22 protein-coding genes are annotated in these 20,950 nt (G+C 72.7%); 12 read left to right on the top strand and 10 right to left on the bottom strand.

Features of this window, described 5'->3' with window-relative positions:
* Positions 1–4: 4 nt before the first annotated feature.
* On the bottom strand, positions 5–232 hold the full coding sequence (locus LG396_RS04915) for a hypothetical protein (protein ID WP_225793743.1): 228 nt from the start codon (positions 230–232) through the stop codon (positions 5–7).
* Positions 233–382: 150 nt separating this feature from the next.
* Here LG396_RS04915 and LG396_RS04910 point away from each other — a divergent pair, with 150 nt between their 5' ends.
* The gene (locus LG396_RS04910) at positions 383–1,105 is read left to right on the top strand and encodes a M12 family metallo-peptidase (RefSeq protein ID WP_225793742.1); all 723 of its coding nucleotides are present in this window, start codon (positions 383–385) and stop codon (positions 1,103–1,105) included.
* A 514-nt stretch (positions 1,106–1,619) separates the two neighbouring features.
* Positions 1,620–1,754 carry a hypothetical protein gene (locus LG396_RS39120; RefSeq protein WP_263978723.1) on the top strand — a complete coding sequence of 45 codons (135 nt, stop codon included), beginning with the start codon at positions 1,620–1,622 and terminating at the stop codon, positions 1,752–1,754.
* Positions 1,755–1,766: 12 nt separating this feature from the next.
* Here the strand turns inward: LG396_RS39120 and LG396_RS04905 are convergent, their stop codons facing one another.
* Positions 1,767–2,213, bottom strand: a complete 447-nt coding sequence (locus LG396_RS04905; RefSeq protein ID WP_225793741.1) for a hypothetical protein — start codon at positions 2,211–2,213, stop codon at positions 1,767–1,769.
* A gap of 52 nt (positions 2,214–2,265) precedes the next feature.
* Complete coding sequence (locus LG396_RS04900) at positions 2,266–2,538, bottom strand: hypothetical protein (RefSeq protein ID WP_225793740.1); 273 nt, start codon at positions 2,536–2,538, stop codon at positions 2,266–2,268.
* Between the two features lie 130 nt (positions 2,539–2,668).
* Here LG396_RS04900 and LG396_RS04895 point away from each other — a divergent pair, with 130 nt between their 5' ends.
* The 4 genes from LG396_RS04895 to selB all read left to right on the top strand — a co-directional run bounded on the left by LG396_RS04895 (position 2,669) and on the right by selB (position 7,790).
* Positions 2,669–3,844 carry a helix-turn-helix domain-containing protein gene (locus tag LG396_RS04895; protein ID WP_225793739.1) on the top strand — a complete coding sequence of 392 codons (1,176 nt, stop codon included), beginning with the start codon at positions 2,669–2,671 and terminating at the stop codon, positions 3,842–3,844.
* A gap of 110 nt (positions 3,845–3,954) precedes the next feature.
* Positions 3,955–4,377, top strand: coding sequence for a recombinase family protein (locus LG396_RS04890; RefSeq protein ID WP_225793738.1), 423 nt, complete (start codon positions 3,955–3,957; stop codon positions 4,375–4,377).
* Positions 4,378–4,930: 553 nt separating this feature from the next.
* Positions 4,931–5,449, top strand: a complete 519-nt coding sequence (locus LG396_RS04885) for a glycine-rich domain-containing protein (RefSeq protein ID WP_225793737.1) — start codon at positions 4,931–4,933, stop codon at positions 5,447–5,449.
* A 580-nt stretch (positions 5,450–6,029) separates the two neighbouring features.
* Complete coding sequence (selB, locus tag LG396_RS04880) at positions 6,030–7,790, top strand: selenocysteine-specific translation elongation factor (RefSeq protein WP_372483368.1); 1,761 nt, start codon at positions 6,030–6,032, stop codon at positions 7,788–7,790.
* A 316-nt stretch (positions 7,791–8,106) separates the two neighbouring features.
* Here selB and LG396_RS04875 read toward each other — a convergent pair whose 3' ends face one another.
* Complete coding sequence (locus tag LG396_RS04875) at positions 8,107–8,967, bottom strand: NAD(P)-dependent oxidoreductase (protein WP_225793735.1); 861 nt, start codon at positions 8,965–8,967, stop codon at positions 8,107–8,109.
* 94 nt (positions 8,968–9,061) lie between these two features.
* Between LG396_RS04875 and LG396_RS04870 the strand changes: the two genes are divergently transcribed.
* The 3 genes from LG396_RS04870 to LG396_RS04860 are packed head-to-tail and all read left to right on the top strand — an operon-like array spanning position 9,062 to position 10,729.
* Positions 9,062–9,646, top strand: coding sequence for a TetR/AcrR family transcriptional regulator (locus LG396_RS04870; RefSeq protein WP_225793734.1), 585 nt, complete (start codon positions 9,062–9,064; stop codon positions 9,644–9,646).
* 25 nt (positions 9,647–9,671) lie between these two features.
* The gene (locus LG396_RS04865) at positions 9,672–10,307 is read left to right on the top strand and encodes a hypothetical protein (protein ID WP_225793733.1); all 636 of its coding nucleotides are present in this window, start codon (positions 9,672–9,674) and stop codon (positions 10,305–10,307) included.
* 38 nt (positions 10,308–10,345) lie between these two features.
* Entirely contained in the window at positions 10,346–10,729 is a 384-nt protein-coding gene (locus tag LG396_RS04860) for a hypothetical protein (protein ID WP_225793732.1), read from the top strand.
* Positions 10,730–10,961: 232 nt separating this feature from the next.
* Here the strand turns inward: LG396_RS04860 and LG396_RS04855 are convergent, their stop codons facing one another.
* The gene (locus tag LG396_RS04855; RefSeq protein ID WP_225793731.1) at positions 10,962–11,291 is read right to left on the bottom strand and encodes a hypothetical protein; all 330 of its coding nucleotides are present in this window, start codon (positions 11,289–11,291) and stop codon (positions 10,962–10,964) included.
* Between the two features lie 433 nt (positions 11,292–11,724).
* Between LG396_RS04855 and LG396_RS04850 the strand changes: the two genes are divergently transcribed.
* The gene (locus LG396_RS04850; protein ID WP_225793730.1) at positions 11,725–12,588 is read left to right on the top strand and encodes a ThuA domain-containing protein; all 864 of its coding nucleotides are present in this window, start codon (positions 11,725–11,727) and stop codon (positions 12,586–12,588) included.
* A 19-nt stretch (positions 12,589–12,607) separates the two neighbouring features.
* Here the strand turns inward: LG396_RS04850 and LG396_RS04845 are convergent, their stop codons facing one another.
* The 3 genes from LG396_RS04845 to LG396_RS04835 all read right to left on the bottom strand — a co-directional run bounded on the left by LG396_RS04845 (position 12,608) and on the right by LG396_RS04835 (position 14,964).
* The gene (locus LG396_RS04845) at positions 12,608–13,045 is read right to left on the bottom strand and encodes a VOC family protein (protein WP_145899259.1); all 438 of its coding nucleotides are present in this window, start codon (positions 13,043–13,045) and stop codon (positions 12,608–12,610) included.
* Positions 13,046–13,092: 47 nt separating this feature from the next.
* Entirely contained in the window at positions 13,093–13,410 is a 318-nt protein-coding gene (locus tag LG396_RS04840; protein ID WP_225793729.1) for a hypothetical protein, read from the bottom strand.
* A 102-nt stretch (positions 13,411–13,512) separates the two neighbouring features.
* On the bottom strand, positions 13,513–14,964 hold the full coding sequence (locus tag LG396_RS04835; RefSeq protein WP_225793728.1) for an FAD-binding oxidoreductase: 1,452 nt from the start codon (positions 14,962–14,964) through the stop codon (positions 13,513–13,515).
* Positions 14,965–15,010: 46 nt separating this feature from the next.
* On the opposite strand from LG396_RS04835, the gene pdxR reads away from it, so the two are divergent.
* Positions 15,011–16,465 carry a MocR-like pyridoxine biosynthesis transcription factor PdxR gene (gene pdxR / locus LG396_RS04830; RefSeq protein WP_225793727.1) on the top strand — a complete coding sequence of 485 codons (1,455 nt, stop codon included), beginning with the start codon at positions 15,011–15,013 and terminating at the stop codon, positions 16,463–16,465.
* 97 nt (positions 16,466–16,562) lie between these two features.
* Here pdxR and LG396_RS04825 read toward each other — a convergent pair whose 3' ends face one another.
* A complete protein-coding gene (locus LG396_RS04825) occupies positions 16,563–18,155 on the bottom strand; it encodes an SDR family oxidoreductase (protein ID WP_225793726.1) in 1,593 nt (530 codons plus the stop codon).
* A gap of 126 nt (positions 18,156–18,281) precedes the next feature.
* Positions 18,282–20,375, bottom strand: a complete 2,094-nt coding sequence (locus LG396_RS04820) for an MMPL family transporter (protein ID WP_225793725.1) — start codon at positions 20,373–20,375, stop codon at positions 18,282–18,284.
* 75 nt (positions 20,376–20,450) lie between these two features.
* Between LG396_RS04820 and LG396_RS04815 the strand changes: the two genes are divergently transcribed.
* Positions 20,451–20,942, top strand: coding sequence for a MarR family transcriptional regulator (locus LG396_RS04815; protein ID WP_199790326.1), 492 nt, complete (start codon positions 20,451–20,453; stop codon positions 20,940–20,942).
* Positions 20,943–20,950: the final 8 nt, after the last annotated feature.

The raw sequence follows: 20,950 nt of genomic DNA, 5'->3' as shown, positions 1-20,950 counted from the left end.
GCGCTCAGGTGTCGCCGGCTGCTTCCTCGCGCTGCTGCCGCGCCTTGATGACGACCTCGCGGTCCGGTCGCGGCGGCAGCTTCGCGCCCGGCTCCCGCAGGTACCAGGCGATCAACTCGCGGACGACCGCCGCGCGCTCGGTGCCCATGCTCCGGGCCGGGGCGTCGAAGTCGAGCCACAGCTCATCGCCGATGCGCACCTGACGGGCGGGGGTCTTCGGCGAGTTCGGCATGAGCGCACCGTACCTGCCTGTAGCTACAGGTGCCACGAGTGACCTCCCCTAATCGCGGTGTAGCTACACCTTGCGGGTGTAGCTACACCCATCCTATGGTGTAGCTACACCCGGGTGTAGCTACACCCGCGAGAAGAGGGGGGGTACCTCATGCACATCCGCCGACTCGCCACCGTCGTCCCCGCCGCGGTGCTCGCGGCCCTGGCCGCCGCCCCCGCGCACGCCGCGGACGGGCCGGTGTACGCCGGGAAGGGCTGGAAGGCGTTCACCTCCGCCGGGATCTACAGCATCAGCCCCGACCCGTACGTCATCGACTTCGCGAGCACGACCGCCCGGGACCGCCTCGCCCCCGCGCTGAAGCGGGCCGCGGCGCAGATCACCGCGGTGACCGGCGTCAAGGTCACGGTTTCCTCGAAGCTCCGGCCCGGCGCGCGGCCGTCGTGCTCCGAGGCGCCCCGGCATGTGATGACCTTCCACTACAAGTACCGGCCGACCGGCAAGAAGGGCATGAGCCACGCGTGGCCGTGCACCGCGAGCGTCAACGGCTCCGCTTGGGGTGGCGCCGCGGCGGTCAACTCGGAGTACTGGACGACCAGGCACTACTTCTCGAAGAACAGCACGACGAACCGGGTACGCCGGGACAACGTGATCATTCACGAGTTGGGGCACCTGTTCGGGCTGGCTCACGCCAACACCGACCGCGACCGGGATGGCCGGGTTGAGGGTGGCGAGTGCGTGCAGAACAGCGCCGGTCGCAAGCCGGTGATGTGCACGCCCACGGGCGGCTACCACACGGCGGCGAATGGCGGGCAGTACACGACGTTCGACGCGCCGGGGCTGAAGCAGATGCGGCGCAACTACGACCTGCGGTAAACGTGGCTGTCAGCGGCTACCGCTAAGGTGGTGGTGACGCCCTGACGGGTGCGGAGCCCTGGCCGTTTGATCGGCGGCCAGTCGGCCGGGTCAGCGCGAACCCACGGCTCCAGGGAGGGGTAGAACCCCGGCCCGGCCACAAATGCTCCTCGTCGTCCTCCGGGACTGGCGGGGCTATGCGGTCGCTGCGGCGGCTGTCCCGCGTTCGGCCCTCTTTCGGGAGGGCCGTTCTGCTGTCGGTGGCGGCGGCTACGCTAGCGGTGCGGGTCGTCGCGGCGCGGCTCGTCTCCCGAGGTTGGAGTTACCTGCCGCACTGCCTGGCGGGACGGTTCCCATGGGTTCCGACCGCGGCCCGCCGGGCGCCGTTCTGCCGGGATCAGCCGGGCGCGGGCAACCGCATCCCTCCCGCCATCGACGGCCCGATCAGGGGCCTACCAGCGAGGCGGGGCAGAGGCCCCCGGAGACACGCAACGCCCCCGTCCACCAGGGCGGGGGCGTCGTCTGAGGAGGCCACATGGGACAGCGGATCGAGACCAAGGGCTGCTCGAAGTGCGGCGGCACCATGTACCGGACTGTTGATGTTGATGAGAACGGCGTCCCGACCAGCTACCCCCAGTACGTCTGTTCCAGTTGCGGTGCTGTGGAGTGACCGCACGACCGCTCAACCCTCGCCGTGGCGCTCCGAGATGACCTCGTCCAGCAGAGCAATCGCGTGGAGACGGTCCTGTTCCCGCCACTCGATCTGAGTAGCGGGCTCCCCCCGGACCGCCACACGGGGACAGGCAGGGCACGACCAGCGGCCGGCTTCCGACAGTTCCGCCGGCGGGGCCATGGGCACTTGGCAGGCGGGGCACCTCATGGTGTCGTCCTCTACCCGCCCGCAGCCGGAGCACACCCACAGTGGGCCGGCCTCGTCCCGCTGCTGCCACATGGTGCGCCGGCAGGCCGAGCAGCCGCGAGTTGCGATCCCGTCCGCGTCCATCAGCGGGGGGTCGGGGGTGGCGTCGGCGTAGGCCCGCAGCGCCTCGCGCTCCCGCGGGTCGTCGGTGTCGGCCATCCGCAGCAGGCGCGCGGCCCGGGACCTGGCTTCGTCCGCGAAATCAGGCATGGCGGAAAGCGTAGTGCGAAGGGCTTGTTGCTGTGGGTGTTCCGGCGCGGGGTCACTCGGGCGTGTGCATGGCGGCCGGATCCCACAGGTACGTGCGGCCGTACGTCTCCAGCCGGCCGCCGAGGTCGGGTGTCGGGAGCCGGATCGCCACCTGCACGCCGATCACCCCGGACGGCCAGTCGTGCCGGGCGGTCACGCTCGCCGAGCGCATGACGCCGTCCACGCGTACCCGCAGCTGCGGCGCGCCGCGGGCCGGGTAGACCCGGACGCGTGGCGGCCGGCCCATCTCCGGGCGCCACGGCGGAACCTCCACGGCATCGTGCACGCGTTCGAGTGTACGAGGGTGGAGCGCCGGACACGACGAACGGCCCCCGCGATGGAGGGCCGTTCGGGTGGTACGCGCGGGCCCGCCCGCGGGTACGGTTCTGGTGTCACCTCAGAACGCTGGAGCCAGTATGCCCGAGCACCCCGAAGAACACATCGGCGACCGACTGAAGACGGTGCGAAAGCGGCGCGGCCTCAACCAACGCGAGTTGTCCCGCGCCTCCGGAGTCTCCCTCTCCCTCATCAGCAAGCTCGAACAGGGGCAGGTCGAGCGCACCCGCGCGGAGACGGCGCACAAGTTGGCCCGCGCGCTGCGGGTGCCGACGTCGCACCTTCTGAAGGGCGACGCCCCCGCAGCCGACGCGGACACCGACGCCCAGTGGGCCGCCGTACGCGACGCGCTCAACACCCCGCCCGACGACCTCACCGAGGAGCCGACCACGGCGGGCGTCGCTGCCGCCCTGGACGACGCAGAGGAGCCGTTCGGCGAGGTCCACCTCGCTGACCTCGCCGCCATGCTGCCGCCGCTGCTGCGGGACGCCGACGCCCTCGACGGCGCCGACCGGCAGACCCGCGCGGTGAAGGTCCGCGCGCTGCAACTCGCCGGCTGGCTCCTGACGCAGACGCACCAGTACCCGGCGGCCTCCGACGCCCTGAGTCGGGCGCTGAGCGCGGCCACGGACCGGCTGGACGCCACCGCCACCGTCAACACGATGTGCTGGCTCGCCCTGCGCCAGGGGAAGTTCAACGAGTCGCGGGAGCTGGCGACCCGGTGGGCGGACGACATCGAGCCCCGGTGGTCGCGGGCGACGCCGGATGAACTGTCCGGGTGGGGGTGGATGCTCCTGCGTGTCTCGGGTGCGGCTGTACGGGACAACCGGCCGGACGAGGCCAGGCATGCGCTGCGGCTGGCCCGGTCCGCCGCGGTCGCGATCGGCCGGGAGGACGTCGCCGGCGTCGACCGCCTGAGGACGTTCGGCCCGGCCACGGTGACGCAGCACATGGTCGAGCATGCCACGATCGGGCGGCGGCCGGACAAGGTGCTGACCCTGGCGGCGACCCTGCCGGTGACGTCCCTCACTGCGAGCAATCAGGGGCGGCATCAGCTCAACGTCGCTGATGCGCATGCCCGGTTGAGGGAGCACGGCGACGCGGTGAGGGTGTTGCGTGATCTGTCGCGGACGCGGCCGGAGTGGCTTGCGCAGCAGCGGTACGCCCGGGACATCGTTGATCGTGTCGTGGGCCGGCGGCGGACGTTGACGCCGGAGATGCGGGAGGTCGCGGACGCGGTGCGGCTGCCGCTCTGACCAGTGTTTTTGCCAGTTCCGGCGGGGGCCGGAGCATTCTGACGTGGTGACCATGCCCACGCCGGGTCTACGTTCGGTGACGACCTGATCACCGACGACAGGCGACCGCCATGGACACCCCCGACCCAAGCGCCCCCGCCCGGCCCACGCTGGCGTTCATCTACGACCGCTGCTCCACCGTGGCGACCGCCGCGCTCGAGGTGCGCATAGAGCGGTGCCGCCGGTACGCCGTTGAGCACGGCTGGGTGCTCGCCGGAGAGTGGGTTGACCGCGGCGACCACGCGCTGTCCTGCGACCGCCGGCCGCAGTGGGACGGGATGACGTACGTCATTCGGCAGGCCGCGGCGCCGGCGGTGTGCCTGGTCGAATCGTGGGACCGCATCAGCCGGGAGCAGACCGCGCGCACCATCCTGCAGTTGGCCGTCCACCAGGCCCGCGGGTACTGCGTCACCGCGGCCGGGGAGGATGACCGCGACCTGGGCCACGGCCGGATCACCGTCGCCGCCCCGGTGGCGCTGAGGGGGCGGCCGTGACCGCCGCTGAGCGGCCTCCGTCGCCCCGCCGCCTCCCGCCGCCACGGCCGAAGCGCACGCCCGAGCCGTTCAACCAGCGGCCCGCGCTCGCGAGCCTCGGTGAGGCACCCGACTGGCACGGCTACCCGATCACCGCCCGGAAGGGATCCTGATGCACTACTGCACCCACTGCGGCAAGGAAGGCACGGAGGAGAACCCGGTGGAGTCCGTTGGCGAGCCGGGCGAATCCGGCGGCGGCTCCATGGTCTACGCGCACCCCGGCTGCCTTCCGCCGCCCCGGAACACGGCGCCGTCGCACGCACTGGGGCCCAGCCGGAGAAGCCCGCGCTCATGACGGGCAGGCACACACACTGAAACTCCCACGTCCGGGGGCGGGACGTCGCTCTGGAGTCCCCGGGCGTGGGTCGTCCGCCCGTCCCCGCGGGCGGGCACCAGGCGCCCGCCGCCGTGACGGCGGGCGTTCCCATCGGAACAGCCCCGCCCGAAGGACTAACCCGCTTGCCAACGGTTCTCCGGGCGGGGCGGCCACCGAAACCCCGACGAAGGAGCAGCAGTGACAGTCCTACTCGAACACGTCCGCACGCCCGAGTCCAGCGCGCGTGACCTCATCAGCCCCGAAGCGTTCCGCGCTGTGGCGCAAACCGTCCAGCAGGCCAACCCCGGCATGTCCGCGAACATCGCTGTGGCCATCGTGGACGAGGCCCTGAAGTTCGTAGCCGCCTGCGCGTCGAGCCCCACGGTGCCGCTGAGGCCAAGTCGCGTCGTTGACGAGGGGTGGCACGCCCTGATTCTGCACACGCAGATTTACACGGGGCTGTCGCGGCGACTCGGGACCGTCGTGCACCACGTTCCCGAAGCGCCGGACCCGGCACGCCACGACCCGGACGCGCTGATGCGCACGCAGCGCGCCATCCGTGACGCCGGCTACGTCCCGAACGCCGAACTGTGGCGCGCACCAACGGATGCCGCCATCCCCGTAGCGGCGAGCTGCGAGCACTCCGAGGGAGGCCCGGAAGGGTCCTGCACGGGCAGCGGCGAGGGCGACGGTCCCAGCGGGCCGAACGTCGGCTGAGCAACGCAACTTCACCCGTGCGCGTGCCCCCTACGGCCCTATGGTCGTAGGGGGCACAGTCACGAGAGGTCGTGCGCAATGGAAGATGAGTGGATCGATCCGCAGTACGCAGAGGTAGTCGAGTTCTACCGCAAGAAGCGGGAGGACAAGCCGCCCGCACGCCGGCCGGGGAAGTCGGGGCGAACCTACGGCGATCGCTTTGTGATCATTGTAGACCCCAGCGCTCAGCGCTCGTTCGTCGCCACTACTGGCTAGCCCCGCGGCCCCGGTCGCGCCCGAAGAGGGGCGCGGTCGGGGCTTCGTCGTGTATGGGGAAGGTCGGTTTGCACTCACCGCCGCCGGGGGCTGGACATCCGCCGGGGGTGGGTGTTCCCGTGGGAACTCCGGGCAGGAACCGGGGAGTTGGGGCAGGGCGAGGTGGGATTTTCCGGGATCGAACGGGATGGGAATGTCCCGATTTCGGGCATCTCCGCAGGTCACAATGGCATTTCGGATCGGGTTCGATTCCCGTCCACCTCCGCCAAGAACGCCGACGAGGGGTGCGGTGGCACACGCAGGCCGGGAAGCCGGGACCGCACAGGTGGTGGCGACCGCGGGCCACGTCGACCACGGCAAGTCGACGCTCGTGGAGGCGCTCACGGGGATGGCGACGGACCGCCTCGCGGAGGAGCGGCGCCGCGGCCTCTCCATCGACCTGGGCTTCGCCTGGACGCGGCTGCCGAGCGGCCGGACGGTGGCCTTCGTCGACGTACCGGGGCACCGGCGCTTCGTCGGCACCATGCTCGCCGGTGTCGGCGCCGTCCCGGCCGCGATGTTCGTCGTGGCCGCCGACGAGGGCTGGATGCCGCAGTCGCAGGAGCATCTGGCCGCCCTCGACGCGCTGCGCGTCCGGCACGGCCTCCTGGTCGTCACGCGCTCCGACCTCGCCGACCCCGAACCGGCCCGCACCCAGGCGCTGGAGAAGCTGGCGGCCTCCTCCCTCGGCGCGGTGGAAGCCGTCTGCGTCAGCGCACCCGCGCCGGCCCGCACCGGCATCGACCTGCTGCTGCCGGCCCTCGACCGCCTGGTGGCAGGGATACCCCGGCCCAGGACGGAAGGACCGGTACGCCTCTGGATCGACCGGTCGTTCAGCGCCAGGGGAGCGGGCACCGTCGTGACGGGGACGCTGCAGGCGGGCCGGATCAGCCTTGCGGACCGGCTGGAGGCCGCCGCGGCGGCCCGGCCCGTGACCGTACGCGGGCTGCAGTCCATGGGGCAGGCGCTCCCGCACGTCACCGCGCCGGCCCGGGTCGCGGTCAACCTGCGCGGCGTCCGCGCGGCGGAGCTGTCCCGGGGCGACGCGCTCGTCACCCCCGGCACGTGGCTCGCCTCCCGCACCGTCGACGTCCTGCTGCGCGGTGCCCCGGCCGGGCGCCTCCCGGGCGGCCTCACCCTGCACCTGGGATCGGCCGCCGTCGCGGTACGCGCACGGCGGCTGGGCGACGCCTCCGCCCGGCTTGCGCTCGCCGAGCCGCTCCCGCTGCGCATCGGCGACGCCGGGCTGCTCCGCCACCCCGGGGCCCACGACATCGCGGCCGGGGTCACCGTGCTCGACGTACGGCCCCCCGAACTGCTGCGCCGCGGCGCGGCCGGCGTACGGGCACGGGAGCTGCAGGGCATGGACGGCACGCCCGACGGACGGTCCGAGGTACGCCGCCGGGGCCTGATCCGTACCGGCGAACTCGCGGCGATGGGCGCGGACGTGCCGTTCGCGCCGGTGGCGGGCGACTGGCTCGCCGACCCCGCGCGGTGGTCGGAACTGCGCGCGGAACTGGAGCGCCTCGTCGGGGAGCACGCCCGCGAGGACCCCCTCGCGCCCGGCCTCACGGTGGCGGACGCGGGCCGCCGCCTCGGGCTGCCCGACGTGCAGTTGGCGGCCGAGCTGGTCCGGGCGCCCCTCGTCGTACGCGACGGCCGCATCCTTGCCGCCGCCCCCGACCGGCAGTTGCCGCCCGCCGTCCGGTCGGCCGTGGACCGCCTCCGCCGGCAACTGGCGGACGCCCCGTTCCAGGCGCCCGACGCGGACCGGCTGCACGGACTCGGGCTCGACGAACGGGCACTGCGCGCCGCGGTGCGTACGGGCGCACTCCTCCGGGTCGACGCCGGCGTCTACCTGCTGCCGGGGGCGGACGCGGAGGCGGTGCGCGTCCTGCGCGCGCTCCCCCAGCCGTTCACGGTCAGCCAGGCCCGCCGGGCGCTGGGCACCACCCGGCGCGTGGCGATGCCGCTGCTGGAGATGCTGGCCCGCCGGGGCGTGACGCGCCGCGACGCCGACGGCCGCCACCATCGCGTCGTCGGATAACGGAGAGCCGAGGGCCGTCAGCACGTCAACCGCGGGTTCGGGGCCGCGGCGGCCTCTGCTCCGAGGACCGCGCTCCCCGCGACCGCCGCGGCCGCCTCGACCGTGCCCTGCAGAACGGATCGTCGTCTGATTCGCCGAACCATGGACCCTCCCACGTTGTCCTTCGAAGAGAGGTGCGTCTGCCTCGGGATTGTGGGACGGGGTCCTCGCGCGGGCATCCGAAGCGCTTCCCTTACCGCACGCGTCGGCGCGTGGTGGGCGCACGGCTTAGCGGACATCGGCCGCTGCGTGCCGCGGGGGCGCGCGGCTCGGCGGACTACTGCTTGAGCACCTCGATGAGGCTGGTCAGGCTGTCGCGTTCGCGGCCTGCGGCGACTGCGCGGCGGAACAGGTCGAGGACCGCGGCCGGGACGGACGCGTCGACGCCCGACTCCTCGGCCGTGTGCACGACATGGGTCAGGCTGGCCACGGCCATGCCCACGTTGTCGACGTCGCCTTCGTGGTTCGCGGCGTCGATGCGTGGTGCGTAGAACTCCAGGAAGTACCCGAAGTCCATGGTCTTCACCGCCTGTGCGAGGAACTGTTCGGCGGGGATGCCGTTGGCCGCGGCCACCGCCTGGCCGTGCAGGTAGCCGACAAGGCCCGTCCAGAACATGTCGATCCCGATCTGGTAGTAGAGCGCCGCGAGGCCGGGGTCGTCGCCGAGGTAGTCGATGCTGGTCAGCACCTCCAGGGCGGCCCGGTGCCTTTCGACCGCGTCGGCGGGGCCGCTGTAGTACGTTGCCGCATCCGCGCTGCCGATTCCCGGCGGCGGGGTCTGGACGCCTCCGGTGATCTGCACGGCGCCGCGCTCGGCGAGCCACGCGGCGCTCTCGCGCGCCTTCGCCGGGGTGTCGGAGGTGAGGTTGGCGAGGGTGCGCCCGCTCAGCGCCTGCGGCGCCTGTTCGAGGATCGCGTACACCGCGTCGTAGTCGGTGAGGCTGAGCACCACGAGTTCATTGGCCCGCAGGGCCTCGTCGACGCTGCCGGCCAACCGGGCGCCGCGGGCGACCAGCCCGTCCGCACGGGCTGCCGTGCGGTTCCACAGGGTCACCTCGTACCCGCGGTCGAGGTAGGCGGAGGCCATCGCACGGCCCATGGGGCCCAGGCCGATGACGGTGACGGAGGTTTCAGGCATGACGACTCCCACGACTAAAATGAACGTTCTATCCAGTCCCGGCCGACCCTAGCAGAGCACTAGAACGAACGCTCTATCCAGTACGCTGGGCCGTATGCGAACCAAGCACGAGGTCGGCACCAGGGAGCGCATCGTCCGCGCCACGTCGAGGCTGATGCAGCGGCAGGGCTACGAGGGGACGGGCCTCAAGGACATCTCCCGGGAGGCCGAGGCCACGTTGGGCTCGGTGTACCACTTCTTCCCGGGCGGCAAGGTCGACCTTGCCGTCGAGGCGATAGGCCACGGCGACCGCGAGTTCGCGGAGCTGCTGCGCACCGCCATGACAAGCGAGGACGACCCGGCGGACGCGATGGTCGCCTGCGCCCGCGAACTCGCCACCGGCATGCGCGATTCCGAGTGGATGGACGGATGCCCCGTCACCACCACCGCATTGGCGAGCGCGCGCCGCCTGCCGCAGGTCCGCGACGCCGCCGAGCGCGCCTTCGCGAACTGGCACGGCATCGTCCGCGACAGGCTCACGGCCGCCGGCATGGACGACGACACCGCGAGCGACCTCGCCCACACGGTGGTCAGCACCTTCGAAGGCGCCGAGATGACCGCCCAGATCACCCGGAGCACGACCCCGCTGGACCTCGCCGGCACCCACCTGGCCCGCCTGGTCCGCTCCTACCGCCCGTAACCCCGACCGTGGAAGACTCGGACGCGTGAGACCGATCCCGCTCGCGGCCGGAGCCCTCACCGCCGTGCTGGTCCTCTCCTCGGCTGCCGACGCAAGGAAGTACCCCTCCGGGGCGGGAGTTCTCAGTGCCCAGGCCTCCGGCGGCCGGATCGTCATGGAGGCACCGGAGCAACACCCCTGGGTGGGCTCATTCGGCTCCTACTTCCTGTGCACCACCACCGGACGCGAGGTCACCATCAGCCGAATCCGCTACGAGGCGCCGGTGCGTCCACTCGATGTCACCCTTGAACTGCGGGATGTGCACAGGAACACGAGCGGCATCATCTCCGCTCGGGGCGCTCCTCCGGAATTCGTCGACCCGGACACCGGGACCGGCCTCCGCATGAGGGGAACGTACAAGAGCTTCCATCCGGGCCTGCGCATCACGCGTCCGTGCAGTGAATCCGGGAAGGACGACCACGGATTCACCGAGTTGCTGTTCGTCGCCGAGGTCGACGGCCGCGGCGGCGTGATCGATCGGGCATGGATCGACTACACGGTCGAGGGAAACCCGCAAGCCCGTTACTCGCTCGCCCTGGAGTGGGTGATGGTGCTGTGCGGGGACGAAGTCCGCGGAACCTTCGACGAGAACACCTGCCCAAGCACCGAGACCACACCCTGACTTGAGCCTCTGACCGCGCGCTGTGGCAACCTGCCGTCATGCCGGCAGAGGTGAGAGAACACGCAGGTCGTCACTACGCCGTCCAGTTCCACTACACCTTGCCCGACAGCTCCTGGGCAGTGGAGCTGAGCGAGGCCGCGCCGGCGCCGGCCTCGTGGGCTGAGACCCCCGACGCGGCGACCCATCTACCCGGACCGGCATTCCTGGTGGCGCTGATCCCCGACGAGGCCCCTGCTGCAGAGCCGACCGTCTGCGTATACGGCCCGGCCGAGCACGTCATCCCCTACGAGATCATGCGATGGTTCATGGAGCAGGTGGCCGACCAGGTGGAACGCTGCCGCTCCGGGTTCAAGCGGAGCGAACCCGAAGCACCGGAACCGACTCCTCCCGGCCCTGGCCACGAGGTCATGTCCGCAAAGTAGTGGTGTGCTCCCCCGGACGCGCCGTCCCTGCCGTCTGCTCCAGCCCGAGGTGGTGACGCGGCTGCCTCGGTTCACCCCGGGCAACTCGCCTACGGTCGGGGCGTTTTCTGGATACTCGTCTTGTGGAACGCCAGGGCAACGCTGGAAGCCTGCAGATCAGTCCTCGGCGAGCCCGGGGACGAAGGCGCAGACAACTCACCTCTGCCCGCCGCAAGACCAATCATTGACCGGCTCAGTCACCCATGAACCACAGATAGCTGCCCGGCGTCGCGGCGCACGCTTCCAGGAGCCGGTCAAGGTCGAGGAGTGCCGCGCGCTGCCGCTCGTCCGAGCACTCGCGGACCAGGGCGGCGACCTCCTGACGGGCGACTTCGGCTTCCTGCTCGTTGAAGAAGGTGTCCCCATACGGGTCGACCCAGCCCAACTTGCCGGAGCGGTTGCGGTCGAGCGCGCTCAGCGCACGCGCAAGCGCATCACCGTGCGCGTACGACCCGCGGAGCAACGTCGCCCGAGACGAACCCTTGCGGGGTCTCCCCGAGTGCAGTTCAAGCTCGATTCCCATGACCCTCCAATGATCACCGCACCGCAGCTTCGCAGAGGCCATTTGCCGGACACGCCTTAAGGCCTTTTCTTTCGGGCCTGGTCGGAGGTTGAGGCATCACCGTACTGATCCCGCGCCGGCGGAGAGGGTCCGGACGTCCGGAACGAGTGCGTCGTGTCGGCCAGGAAGCGACCCCGTCGGATGTCAGGGCTTGCGAGCCTCCCGCCCCCGACCGATGGGTGAGATCAGCGCCGGGGAGCAGGTGTTCCGGCGGTGGCGGGGTGTGGCGCCGGGTTGTGCGCTGACCTGCGGTGGGGCATCCGTCGTGTGTCGCGGGGCCGGGGGGCGCCGTCTTGACATGTGCGGGGAAAGGGGCGGTAGTGGGTGGGGACATGGAGGCGAGGGGAGTGTCATGCGTTACGGACGATCTGGCGTTCAACGCGCGTTGTTGGGGGTGGCCGCGCTCGGGCTGCTGGCGACGTCGGCCGGGCCCGCCGGGGCGGAGGACGAGGCCGAGTCGAAGGTTCTGATCTACACCGGGACCACCGGCTACCGCCACGCCGGCGCGATCGACGGCGGCATCGGCCACATCCAGAACGCGCTGGACAAGGCCGGGATCGCGTGGGTGCGGGAGGACTGCGACGGGCTCGGCGGAGCCGTCGGCAACTGCGACCACCCCGACGCGAACCCGCGCGTCTTCACCGAGGAGAACCTGGCCCAGTACGACGCGATCTTCCTCTTCAACGCCTCGTCGCAGTGGCTCGGCGGGGGCCGCCCCGGCCCGCTGTGGGACGAGGAGCAGCGCGCCGCGATCCGGGGGTTCGTCAACGCCGGGGGCGGGATCGCCGCCAACCACAACGCGGTCGACATGGGCGCCGGCGTCACCACCTGGGACTGGTGGGACGGCGGGAAGGACAGCGCGGTCGGCACGCTGATGCCCGGTCACGCCGCCAGCGACCTGAACAACGTCGCCACGGTGCGGGTCGCCGACCGCCGCCACCCCTCGACCCGCGGCCTCCCCAAGGAGTTCTCCTTCGGCGACGAGCACTACAACTTCGCCCGCAGCGTCCGCGGCGACGCGCATGTGCTGGCGACGCTCGACGAGGAGTCCTACGACCCCGGTCCGAACGCCATGGGCGAGGACCACCCGATCTCCTGGTGCAAGCCGTACGACGGCGGCCGCGTCTGGGTGACCGGGATGGGCCACTTCCCCGAGTCGTACGCGGCGAACGGCGGCGACAACTACCTCGTCAAGCACCTGGTCGGAGGCGTCAGCTGGGCCGCCGGCAAGGGCGCCGGGGGCAAGTGCGCGCCGTAGAGCCGGCCCTGAGCGGCCGTCAGTCCTTCTTCAGCTCCTCGGCCAGCATCACGAGGATGCCGCTGGGTCCGCGGACGTACGTGAGCTTGTAGACGTCCTCGTAGGTCGCCACGCCGCGCAGCGGACGGCAGCCGTGCCGTGCGGCCGCCTCCAGGGCTTCGTCGATGTCGTCGACCTTGAAGGCTACGCGGTGCATGCCGATCTCGTTGGGAAGGGTGGGGTCCGTCTCGATCGCTTCGGGGTGGATGTACTCGAAGAGTTCGAGGCGGCCCTGGCCGTCCGGTGTCTGGAGCATCGCGATCCTGGCGTGGTTGCCGTCGAGGCCGACGGCGGTGTCCGTCCACTCGCCGCTGACCGTGTCACGCCCGAGGACCGTGAGGCCGAGGTCGGTGAAGAAGGAGATCGCCGCTTCGATGTCGCGGACCGCGATGCCGACGTTCTCGAGTCTGATGGCCATGCCGCGCATGCTAGGCCCTGGCGAGGCGGGCCGGCGGGGAGCCGCCGTCACTCCGCCTGCCGGTTCCGGTACGCGCGGGCCGAACGCGAAAGGATGTGCCTCTCCTTCTTGCGGCCGAAATAGAGACGCAGCGGGATCGTCACCAGGAGGGCCGATACGACCGCGCTGATCGCCGCGTTGAGGAGGATCCCGCGCCCGTCCCGCACCCCGTGGGCGTCCAGGAAGAACGCGGTGGGAATGTGGACGAGCCGGGCCACGGCCACCCAGGCGATCAGGGTCAGGCAACTGCGTTCCGGCCCACCGGCCCGGTATTCCGACTCCAGCCGGGGATCGTGGAATCGAGGGCCATTGTCCGAGTCTGGCACGTGCCACGGCATACGGAACAGAGCGTCACGGGCCCGCGCCGGACGCCGGAGCCGGGTTCGGTGCCCGGCATCCGCTCCCTGAGCCCGCGGCCGGCCGCGGTTTCAGGGGGCGGCCGGGGTGATGTTCTGGTTGAGGTGGAAGACGTTGTGCGGGTCCCAGACGCCCTTCAGCGCGGCGAGCCGGGCGAGCTTGGCGGCCGGGTAGGCGCGGCGGATGCCGCGGGGGCCGTCGTGGGCCGCGAGGGAGTTGACGTAGACGCCGTTCGCGTACGGGGCGAGCGCCGAACCCGCGGCGCGGGCGGCGGTCATGCGGGCGTCGTCCTCCGCCGGGTCGGTCCAGCGCGACCCCGCGCCGAACTCGAACATCGTGTCGCGGTGGCCGAACGCCGCGTCGTCGACGGGGACGTCGGCGATGGCCCCGCCGTGCGCCTGCAGCCCGACCCCGGGCAGACCGGCCCCGGGCGGGCCTCCCCCCGGAAGGCCCGCCCCCGGCCCGCCGGCGCCGGAGCCCGTACCCCGCAGGTCCGTCGCGCCGCGCAGCAGGAACGCCTCGATCGCCGACGTCGGGAAGCCGCGCAGGTAGTGGGCGGCGGAGTAGCGGCGGTAGGCGTGGCCGCCGCTGGAGTCGTCCCTGGACTGCAGTTCCAGGTACGACGGCGTGGTGATCCGCGTCGCGACGGGCCGGCCGAGCGCCCGCAGCGCCGGCAGCAGCCGCCGCCCCCGCTCCGGGTCGCCGACCCACACGAACCCGACGGTGGCCACCGGCCCGCCGCCCGCCGGGCCGTCGGCGACGGACGCCGAGAAGCTCGCCTCGCGCGGCGCGACGGCGTTCAGGTCCCGCCAGCCCTCCAGCACCGGCACGGCGTCCTCGGCGCGGAAGTCGAACTCGGCGACCAGCGTCCGCGTACCCGTCCGGTGCAGCCGGAACTCGAACTCCGTCACGACCCCGAAGTTCCCGCCGCCCCCGCGCAGCCCCCAGAACAGCTCCGGGTGCCCGGTCCTGCTCGCCGTCACCACCTCGCCGTCCGCGGTGACCACCGTGAACGACTCGACGTTGTCGCACGCCAGCCCGTACTGCCGGGCCAGCCACCCCATCCCGCCGCCGAGGGTGAGCCCGCCGACGCCGGTGTGCGAAACGTTCCCCGCGGTGGTGGCGAGGCCGTACGGCTGCGTGGCCCGGTCCAGCGCGCCGAGCAGCGCACCGCCCTGGACGCGCACCCGCCGCCGTTCGGGGTCGACCTGCACGCCGCCCATGGGGGTCAGGTCGATCATCAGGCCGTCGTCGGGGACGGCGAAGCCGGCCACGTTGTGGCCGCCGCAGCGGACGCCTATCTCGAGGTCGTGCTCGCGGGCGTGGCGCACCGCGGCCTGTACGTCGGCGGTGCCCGCCGCCCGGACGATCATCCGGGGGCGGCGGTCGACCATGGCGTTCCAGACGGTACGGGCCGCGTCGTACCCGGCGTCGCCGGGCGTGAGGAGCCGGCCGTCGAGGGAGGCGGCGAGGCGGGAGCCGGGGGTGCCGGCAGGGGTGCGGGTGTGTGTCGCTGTCGTCATGCTCCGAGCCTGACGCGGATCGGTACCCACGGTAAGGTCCGATTCCATGCCCCGAATACGGACCAATTCCAGCACCGCCGAGGACCTGCTCATCGAGCTGGACCGGGACCGCACCCGCGCGGAGCCGCTGCACCGGCAGGTCGCGGCGTCGATCCGGGAGAGCGTACGGGCCGGCCGGCTGCGGCACGGCGCGTCGCTGCCGCCGACCCGGACGCTGGCAGCCGGCCTCGGGGTGTCGCGCGGGGTGGTGGTCGAGGCGTACCAGCAGCTCGTGGCCGAGGGCTACCTGACCAGCCGGGCCGGCGGCTACACCCAGGTCGCGCTGGAACAGGGCGGCCCCGCGGGCGGCACACGCCCCGCGGCCCCCGCCGGCCCGCCCGCCCGCACGCGGGTGCAAGGCGCGCCGCCGGCCGTCGACTTCGGCTACGGCCACACCGACGTCTCCACGTTCCCCCGCGCCGCGTGGCTGCGCTCGGTGCGTACCGTCTTCGCCGCCACGCCCAACGAGCGGTTCGCCTACCTCGACGGCCGCGGCGTCCCCGAACTGCACCAGGCCCTCGCCGACTACCTCAACCGCGTCCGCGGCACCTCGGCCGACCCCCGGCACACCGTGATCTGCAGCGGGTTCGGCCAGGGCGTCTCGCTGCTCATCCAGGTCCTCGCGGCCCGGGGCGTCCGCCGGCTGGCCGTCGAGGACCCCTCCCCCGACGACGACGCCCGCCCCCTGGCCGCGGCGGCCGGGCTGGACGTCGTCGGCATCCCGGTCGGGTCCGACGGCATCCTCGTCGACGAGTTGGAGAAGGCCGACGCGGACGCCGTCGTGCTGACGCCGTCGCACCAGTGGCCCACCGGCGGAGTGCTGTCCGCGGCAGCCCGCGCCCGGGTGATCCGCTGGGCGCAGCGGCGCGGGGCGCTGGTGATCGAGGACGACTACGACGCGGAGTACCGCTACGACCGCGCCCCCGTCGGCGCGATCCAGGGCCTGGCGCCGGAGCACGTCGTCTACTGCGGTACGGCCAGCAAGACCCTCGTACCCGGGCTGCGCCTCGGCTGGATGCTGGTGCCGCCGCACCTGGTGGACGACGTCGCGCAGGCCAAGCTGCTCGCGGACCGCGGCTCGGCGGTGATCGACCAGCTGACGTTCGCCGACTTCCTCGCCCGCGGCGAGTTCGACCGCCATCTGCGCCGCATGCGCCCCGTCTACCGCCGCCGCCGCGACGCCCTGCTGGCGGCGCTCGACGCCCGTCTGCCGGAGCTGGTCCCCACCGGGGTCGCGGCCGGCCAGCACGTGGTGGCCTGGCTGCCCCCGGACCTGGACGAGGCGGCGGTCGTCGCCGCGGCCGCCCGCCGGGGCGTCGCCCTGCGCGGCGTGGCCCGCTACCGCCTCGACCCGGCGGGCCCGGGCGGGCTGATCTTCGGCTACGCCACCCTCTCGGAACGCACCATCGCCGAGGGCATCGCAACCCTCGCCCAGGCGGTCGGGGACGTACGCGCCGCGTAGCCCGGACCCGTACCGCCGCGGCGACGGCGACCTCGGCGACCTCGGCGACCGCCACCGTGACACCGGTCGCGCCGCGGTTCGTGAGCGGGGTCCGGGGTCAGCGGCGGGTTCCCCGCCGGGTGAGCGTGCGGCGGATGCGCCGGGTCGGCGGGGTGCGGGGGCGGGTACGGGGGCCGGCGGCCGCGGCGTGGGCGATGTTGCGTGCCATGCCTCCGAAGACCAGGGCGTGGAAGGGCGAGACCGACCACCAGTAGGCGTGGCCGAGGAGTCCGCGCGGGTGGAACAGGGCCCGCTGCCGGTAGCGGGTGCGCCCCGCGCCGTCCGTCTCGACGCGCATCTCCAGCCAGGCGAGACCCGGCAGCCGCATCTCGGCCCGCAGCCGGAGCAGCCGCGCGGGTTCGATCTCCTCCACCCGCCAGAAGTCCAGGGAGTCGCCGACCCGCAGCCGTTGGGCGTCGCGGCGGCCGCGGCGCAGTCCGACGCCGCCGGCGAACCGGTCGAGCCAGCCGCGTACGGCCCAGGCGAGCGGGAGGGAGTACCAGCCGTTGTCGCCGCCGATCCCCTCGATCACCTTCCACAGGGCGTCGGGGGACGCGGAGACCGGGAGTTCCCGTTCGTCCTTGTAGAGGCTGCCGCCCGCCCAGTCGGGGTCGGTGGGCAGCGGGTCGCTCGGGGCGCCCGGGACCGCGGCGGAGGACCAGCGGGTGGCGACCTGCGCCTCGCGTACCCGCCGGAGCGCGAGGGCGAGCGCGTCGTCGAACGGCAGTGGCCGGCCGGGCAGGTCGGGGACGTACCGGGCGATGTCGTGCTCGCGGCAGACGACCTCGTGCCGGAGCGACTCGGTGAGCGGGCGGGCGATCGACGCCGGTACGGGCGTCACGAGACCGACCCAGTGGCTGGACAGCCGCGGCGTGAGGACCGGCACCGGGACGATGACCCGCCGCCGCAGGCCGGCGACGGCGGCGTAGCGGCGCATCATCTCCCGGTACGTGAGCACGTCGGGGCCGCCGATGTCGAACGCCCGGTCGACGTCGGCGGGCAGCGCGGCCGAGCCGACGAGGTAGCGGAGCACGTCCCGGACCCCGATGGGCTGCGTACGGGTGTGCACCCAGCTCGGTGTGACCATGACCGGCAGCCGCTCGGTCAGATACCGCAGCATCTCGAACGACGCCGATCCGGATCCGATCACCACCGCCGCCCGGAGCACGGCGGCCGGCACGGGGGCGTCGAGGAAGATCTGTCCCACCTCCGCCCGGGAGCGCAGATGGGGGGAGAGCGACCGCACCGGGACGCCGCGCGGGGTGAGCCCGCCGAGGTAGACGATCCGCCGCACGCCGGCGGCGTGCGCCTGCTCGGCGAAGATCCGTGCCGCGCGCCTGTCCGTCTCCTCGAAGTCCGCTCCGGTGCCGAGCGCGTGCACCAGGTAGTACGCGACGTCGATGCCGCGCAGCGCCTCCCGCACGGAGTCGGCGTCCGTGACGTCCCCGCGTACGGGGTCCACCTGCGCGACCCACGGTTGGTCGCGCAGCTTTGCGGGGGTGCGCACCAGGCACCTGACGCGGTGGCCGGCGTCGAGCAGTTCCGGGACGAGCCGGCCGCCGACGTACCCGGACGATCCGGTGACGAGGCAGTGCAGCGGCTCGGGCCGTCGCGGTACGCCGTCCCGCGCGCCCTGCGCGCTCACGCCCATCGCACTCTCCTCACCGACGCGGCCGCGGCGGGCCGCCCGTACGCTCCCCCACCGGGACGTATGCCCGCACCCGGGTACGCCCCCATGGCTGCGCCGCAGGAATCACCCCGCATGGCTGCACGGCGGTCAGGCGCGCGGCCCGTCCGTACGGGACAGCGCGCTCGGCCACCACACGCGCGGCCCGATGTCGATCACCAGCGCGGGGACCAGCAGCGACCGCACCACCAGGGTGTCGAGGAGGACTCCGAAGGCCACGATGAAGGCGATCTGGATGAGGAAGGCCAGCGGGATGACCATCAGCGCGGCGAACGTCGCCGCGAGTACGACACCGGCCGAGGTGATCACTCCGCCGGTGGTGGTCAGCCCGCGGAGGACTCCCTGCCGGGAGCCGTGCGCGAGCGCCTCCTCGCGTACCCGGGACATCAGGAAGATGTTGTAGTCGACGCCCAGCGCCACCAGGAAGACGAAGCCGTAGAGGGGTACGGAGGCGTCCGTGCCGCTGAATCCGAAGAGGTGCTCGAAGACCAGCGCCGACACCCCCAGCGTCGCGAGGAAGTTGAGAGCGACGGTCGCCACCAGCAGGACGGGGACCAGAAGGGAGCGGAGCAGGAGCACGAGGATCACCAGGATGACGGCGAGCACGATCGGAATGATCAGCGCCCGGTCGTCCGCGGCCGTCCGCTGGGTGTCGTACTGCTGGGCCGTGTAGCCGCCGACCAGCGCCTCGGCTCCGGGGATCCCGTGCACGTTCGCGCGCAGCCGCTCGACGGCGTCCTTGGCCGCGTCGCTGTCGGCGGCGTCCCGCAGCGTGGCGTCGATCCGTACGCGACCGTCGACGACCAGCGGCTCGCCGCCCCCCGGCCGTCCGGTGGCGGAGATCGTCGCGGCCGAGACGACGCCTTCGGTCCGCTGCGCCGCGGCGCGCACTTCGCCGGCGCGGTCGGCGGCGGCGATGACGACGGCGGGGTTCCCGGAGCCCCCGGGGAAGTGTTCGCCCAGGGTCTCCTGGGCGGCGACGGACGGCGCGTCGTTGACGAAGACCTCGTCGAGCGGTACGCCCCTGGCGGAGAGCGAGGGGGCGAAGGCCGCGCACAGGCCCAGGGCCAGCGCGGTCACCACCCACAGGCGCCGCGGGTGGCGGTCCACCGTGCCGGCGACGCGCCGCCACACCCGGTGCCCTCCGGCGGGGGCGTCCGCCTCCTCCTTCGGCCGGTACGGCCAGTAGGCGGCACGTCCCAGCAGAGCGAGCGCCGCCGGCAGGAAGGTCATCGTGGACACCACGGCGCAGACGATGCCGATGGCGCCGACAGGTCCGAGGGCGCGGTTGTTGGTGAGGTCGCTCACCAGCAGGGCCAGCAGGCCGAGGGCCACCGTGCCCGCGCTCGCCGTGATGGCACCGGCGGACCTGCGCACGGCGGCCGCTGCGGCGGTGAAGCGGTCGCCGCGCAGCGCGAGTTCCTCGCGGAAGCGGGCGGAGAGCAGGAGCGCGTAGTCGGTCGCCGCACCGATCACCAGGATCGAGAGGATGCCCTGCACCTGGCCGTCGACCCGCAGCAGGTCCCGGTCCGCCAGCACGTAGACCACCGCGCAGGCGAGGCCCAGGGCGAAGACCGCGCCCAGGATGATCACGATCGGCAGCAGCACACTGCGGTAGACGAGCAGGAGGATCAGCAGCACGGCCCCCAGGGCCGCACCGAGAAGCAGCCCGTCGATCCCGCCGAACGCGTCGGAGAGGTCCGCCTGGCTCGCCGCGGGCCCCGCGATCTGCGCGGTGGTGCCGGGCACGCGCTCCGCCGCCCGGCCGACCTCGTCCAGCACCCCTGCCAGGTCGTCGCCGAGGTCGGGCTCCAACTGGACGACGGCCTGGAGCGCCTCGCCGTCCTCGGAGACCACGGCCGGCGAGGGGCGGCCGACCACTCCGTTCTCCCCCGCGAGCCCGGCGACCGCGTCGGTCGCCGCCTGCTGCCGGCTCTTCCCGATCCGCTCCCCGTCCGCCGTCCAGACGACGACGGCGGGCAACGTCTCGGACCGGTCGAACTCCTCACCGGCTTCGAGCACCCGGGTGGACTCGGCGTTCCGCGGCAGGAAGGACGCCTGGTCGTTGGTCGCGACCTCACCCAGCTTGCCGGCGTACGGGCCGAGGGTGCCGCCGACCGCCAGCCAGACGAGAAGGAGGACGAGAGCGATGAGCCACCTGGCCCGGCCCGATGTGCTGCGCATGGAGATCCCCAGGAGATCGAGGAATGATTCGACCTTAAAGTATCTCAATCATCGAGTGATCGTATCCTTGAGCCCATGAGCGGTACCGGTGCGCCCACGCCACCTCCTCCCGACGACAGCCCGATCGGGTTGCAGTCCTTCGCGGTCCTGCTGCGTCGCATGAACGGCGAGTTCAACCGCATCGCCCACGAGTTCGCGGACGCACAGGGGCTCCATCTGACCGACGTGCAGGCCCTCATCGCGATCCTCGACGCCGGTGCGGACGCCGCCGGCGAACCCATGACGCCGGGGCGCCTGCGCAAGCGGCTCAACCTGACGTCGGGAGCGGTGACGGCGTGCCTGGACCGCCTGGAGAAGGCCGGGCACGTCCGGCGCGTACGGGCGGCCGACGACCGCCGCGTGGTGCACCTCCACTACGAGGAGACGGCCAGGGGCGTGGCCAGGGAGTACTTCCGTCCGCTGGCCCGCGGTACCGAGGCCGCCCGCAGCCGGTTCACGGCCGAGGAACTCGGCGTCGTGACCAGGTTCCTGACCGAGATGAACCGGGAGCTTTCCCAACTGCGCTGACCCCCGGC

It is taken from the genome of Streptomyces aculeolatus (genome assembly GCF_020400605.1).
Classification (GTDB): domain Bacteria; phylum Actinomycetota; class Actinomycetes; order Streptomycetales; family Streptomycetaceae; genus Streptomyces; species Streptomyces aculeolatus.
The sequence above is the reverse complement of the archived record's forward strand: the minus strand, read 5'-3'. Positions and strand labels throughout refer to the sequence as shown.

What these genes read in the sequence shown, in the direction of transcription:
- LG396_RS04825 (WP_225793726.1), bottom strand. Translation starts at nt 18,155, where the DNA reads ATGGGCGTGAGCGCGCAGGGCGCGCGGGACGGCGTACCGCGACGGCCC.
- LG396_RS04895 (WP_225793739.1), top strand. Translation starts at nt 2,669, where the DNA reads ATGCCCGAGCACCCCGAAGAACACATCGGCGACCGACTGAAGACGGTG.
- LG396_RS04915 (WP_225793743.1), bottom strand. Translation starts at nt 232, where the DNA reads ATGCCGAACTCGCCGAAGACCCCCGCCCGTCAGGTGCGCATCGGCGAT.
- pdxR (WP_225793727.1), top strand. Translation starts at nt 15,011, where the DNA reads ATGCCCCGAATACGGACCAATTCCAGCACCGCCGAGGACCTGCTCATC.
- LG396_RS04845 (WP_145899259.1), bottom strand. Translation starts at nt 13,045, where the DNA reads ATGGCCATCAGACTCGAGAACGTCGGCATCGCGGTCCGCGACATCGAA.
- LG396_RS04855 (WP_225793731.1), bottom strand. Translation starts at nt 11,291, where the DNA reads ATGGGAATCGAGCTTGAACTGCACTCGGGGAGACCCCGCAAGGGTTCG.
- LG396_RS04860 (WP_225793732.1), top strand. Translation starts at nt 10,346, where the DNA reads ATGCCGGCAGAGGTGAGAGAACACGCAGGTCGTCACTACGCCGTCCAG.
- LG396_RS04820 (WP_225793725.1), bottom strand. Translation starts at nt 20,375, where the DNA reads ATGCGCAGCACATCGGGCCGGGCCAGGTGGCTCATCGCTCTCGTCCTC.
- LG396_RS04870 (WP_225793734.1), top strand. Translation starts at nt 9,062, where the DNA reads ATGCGAACCAAGCACGAGGTCGGCACCAGGGAGCGCATCGTCCGCGCC.
- LG396_RS04835 (WP_225793728.1), bottom strand. Translation starts at nt 14,964, where the DNA reads ATGACGACAGCGACACACACCCGCACCCCTGCCGGCACCCCCGGCTCC.
- LG396_RS04815 (WP_199790326.1), top strand. Translation starts at nt 20,451, where the DNA reads ATGAGCGGTACCGGTGCGCCCACGCCACCTCCTCCCGACGACAGCCCG.
- LG396_RS04905 (WP_225793741.1), bottom strand. Translation starts at nt 2,213, where the DNA reads ATGCCTGATTTCGCGGACGAAGCCAGGTCCCGGGCCGCGCGCCTGCTG.
- LG396_RS04910 (WP_225793742.1), top strand. Translation starts at nt 383, where the DNA reads ATGCACATCCGCCGACTCGCCACCGTCGTCCCCGCCGCGGTGCTCGCG.
- LG396_RS04890 (WP_225793738.1), top strand. Translation starts at nt 3,955, where the DNA reads ATGGACACCCCCGACCCAAGCGCCCCCGCCCGGCCCACGCTGGCGTTC.
- LG396_RS39120 (WP_263978723.1), top strand. Translation starts at nt 1,620, where the DNA reads ATGGGACAGCGGATCGAGACCAAGGGCTGCTCGAAGTGCGGCGGCACC.
- LG396_RS04875 (WP_225793735.1), bottom strand. Translation starts at nt 8,967, where the DNA reads ATGCCTGAAACCTCCGTCACCGTCATCGGCCTGGGCCCCATGGGCCGT.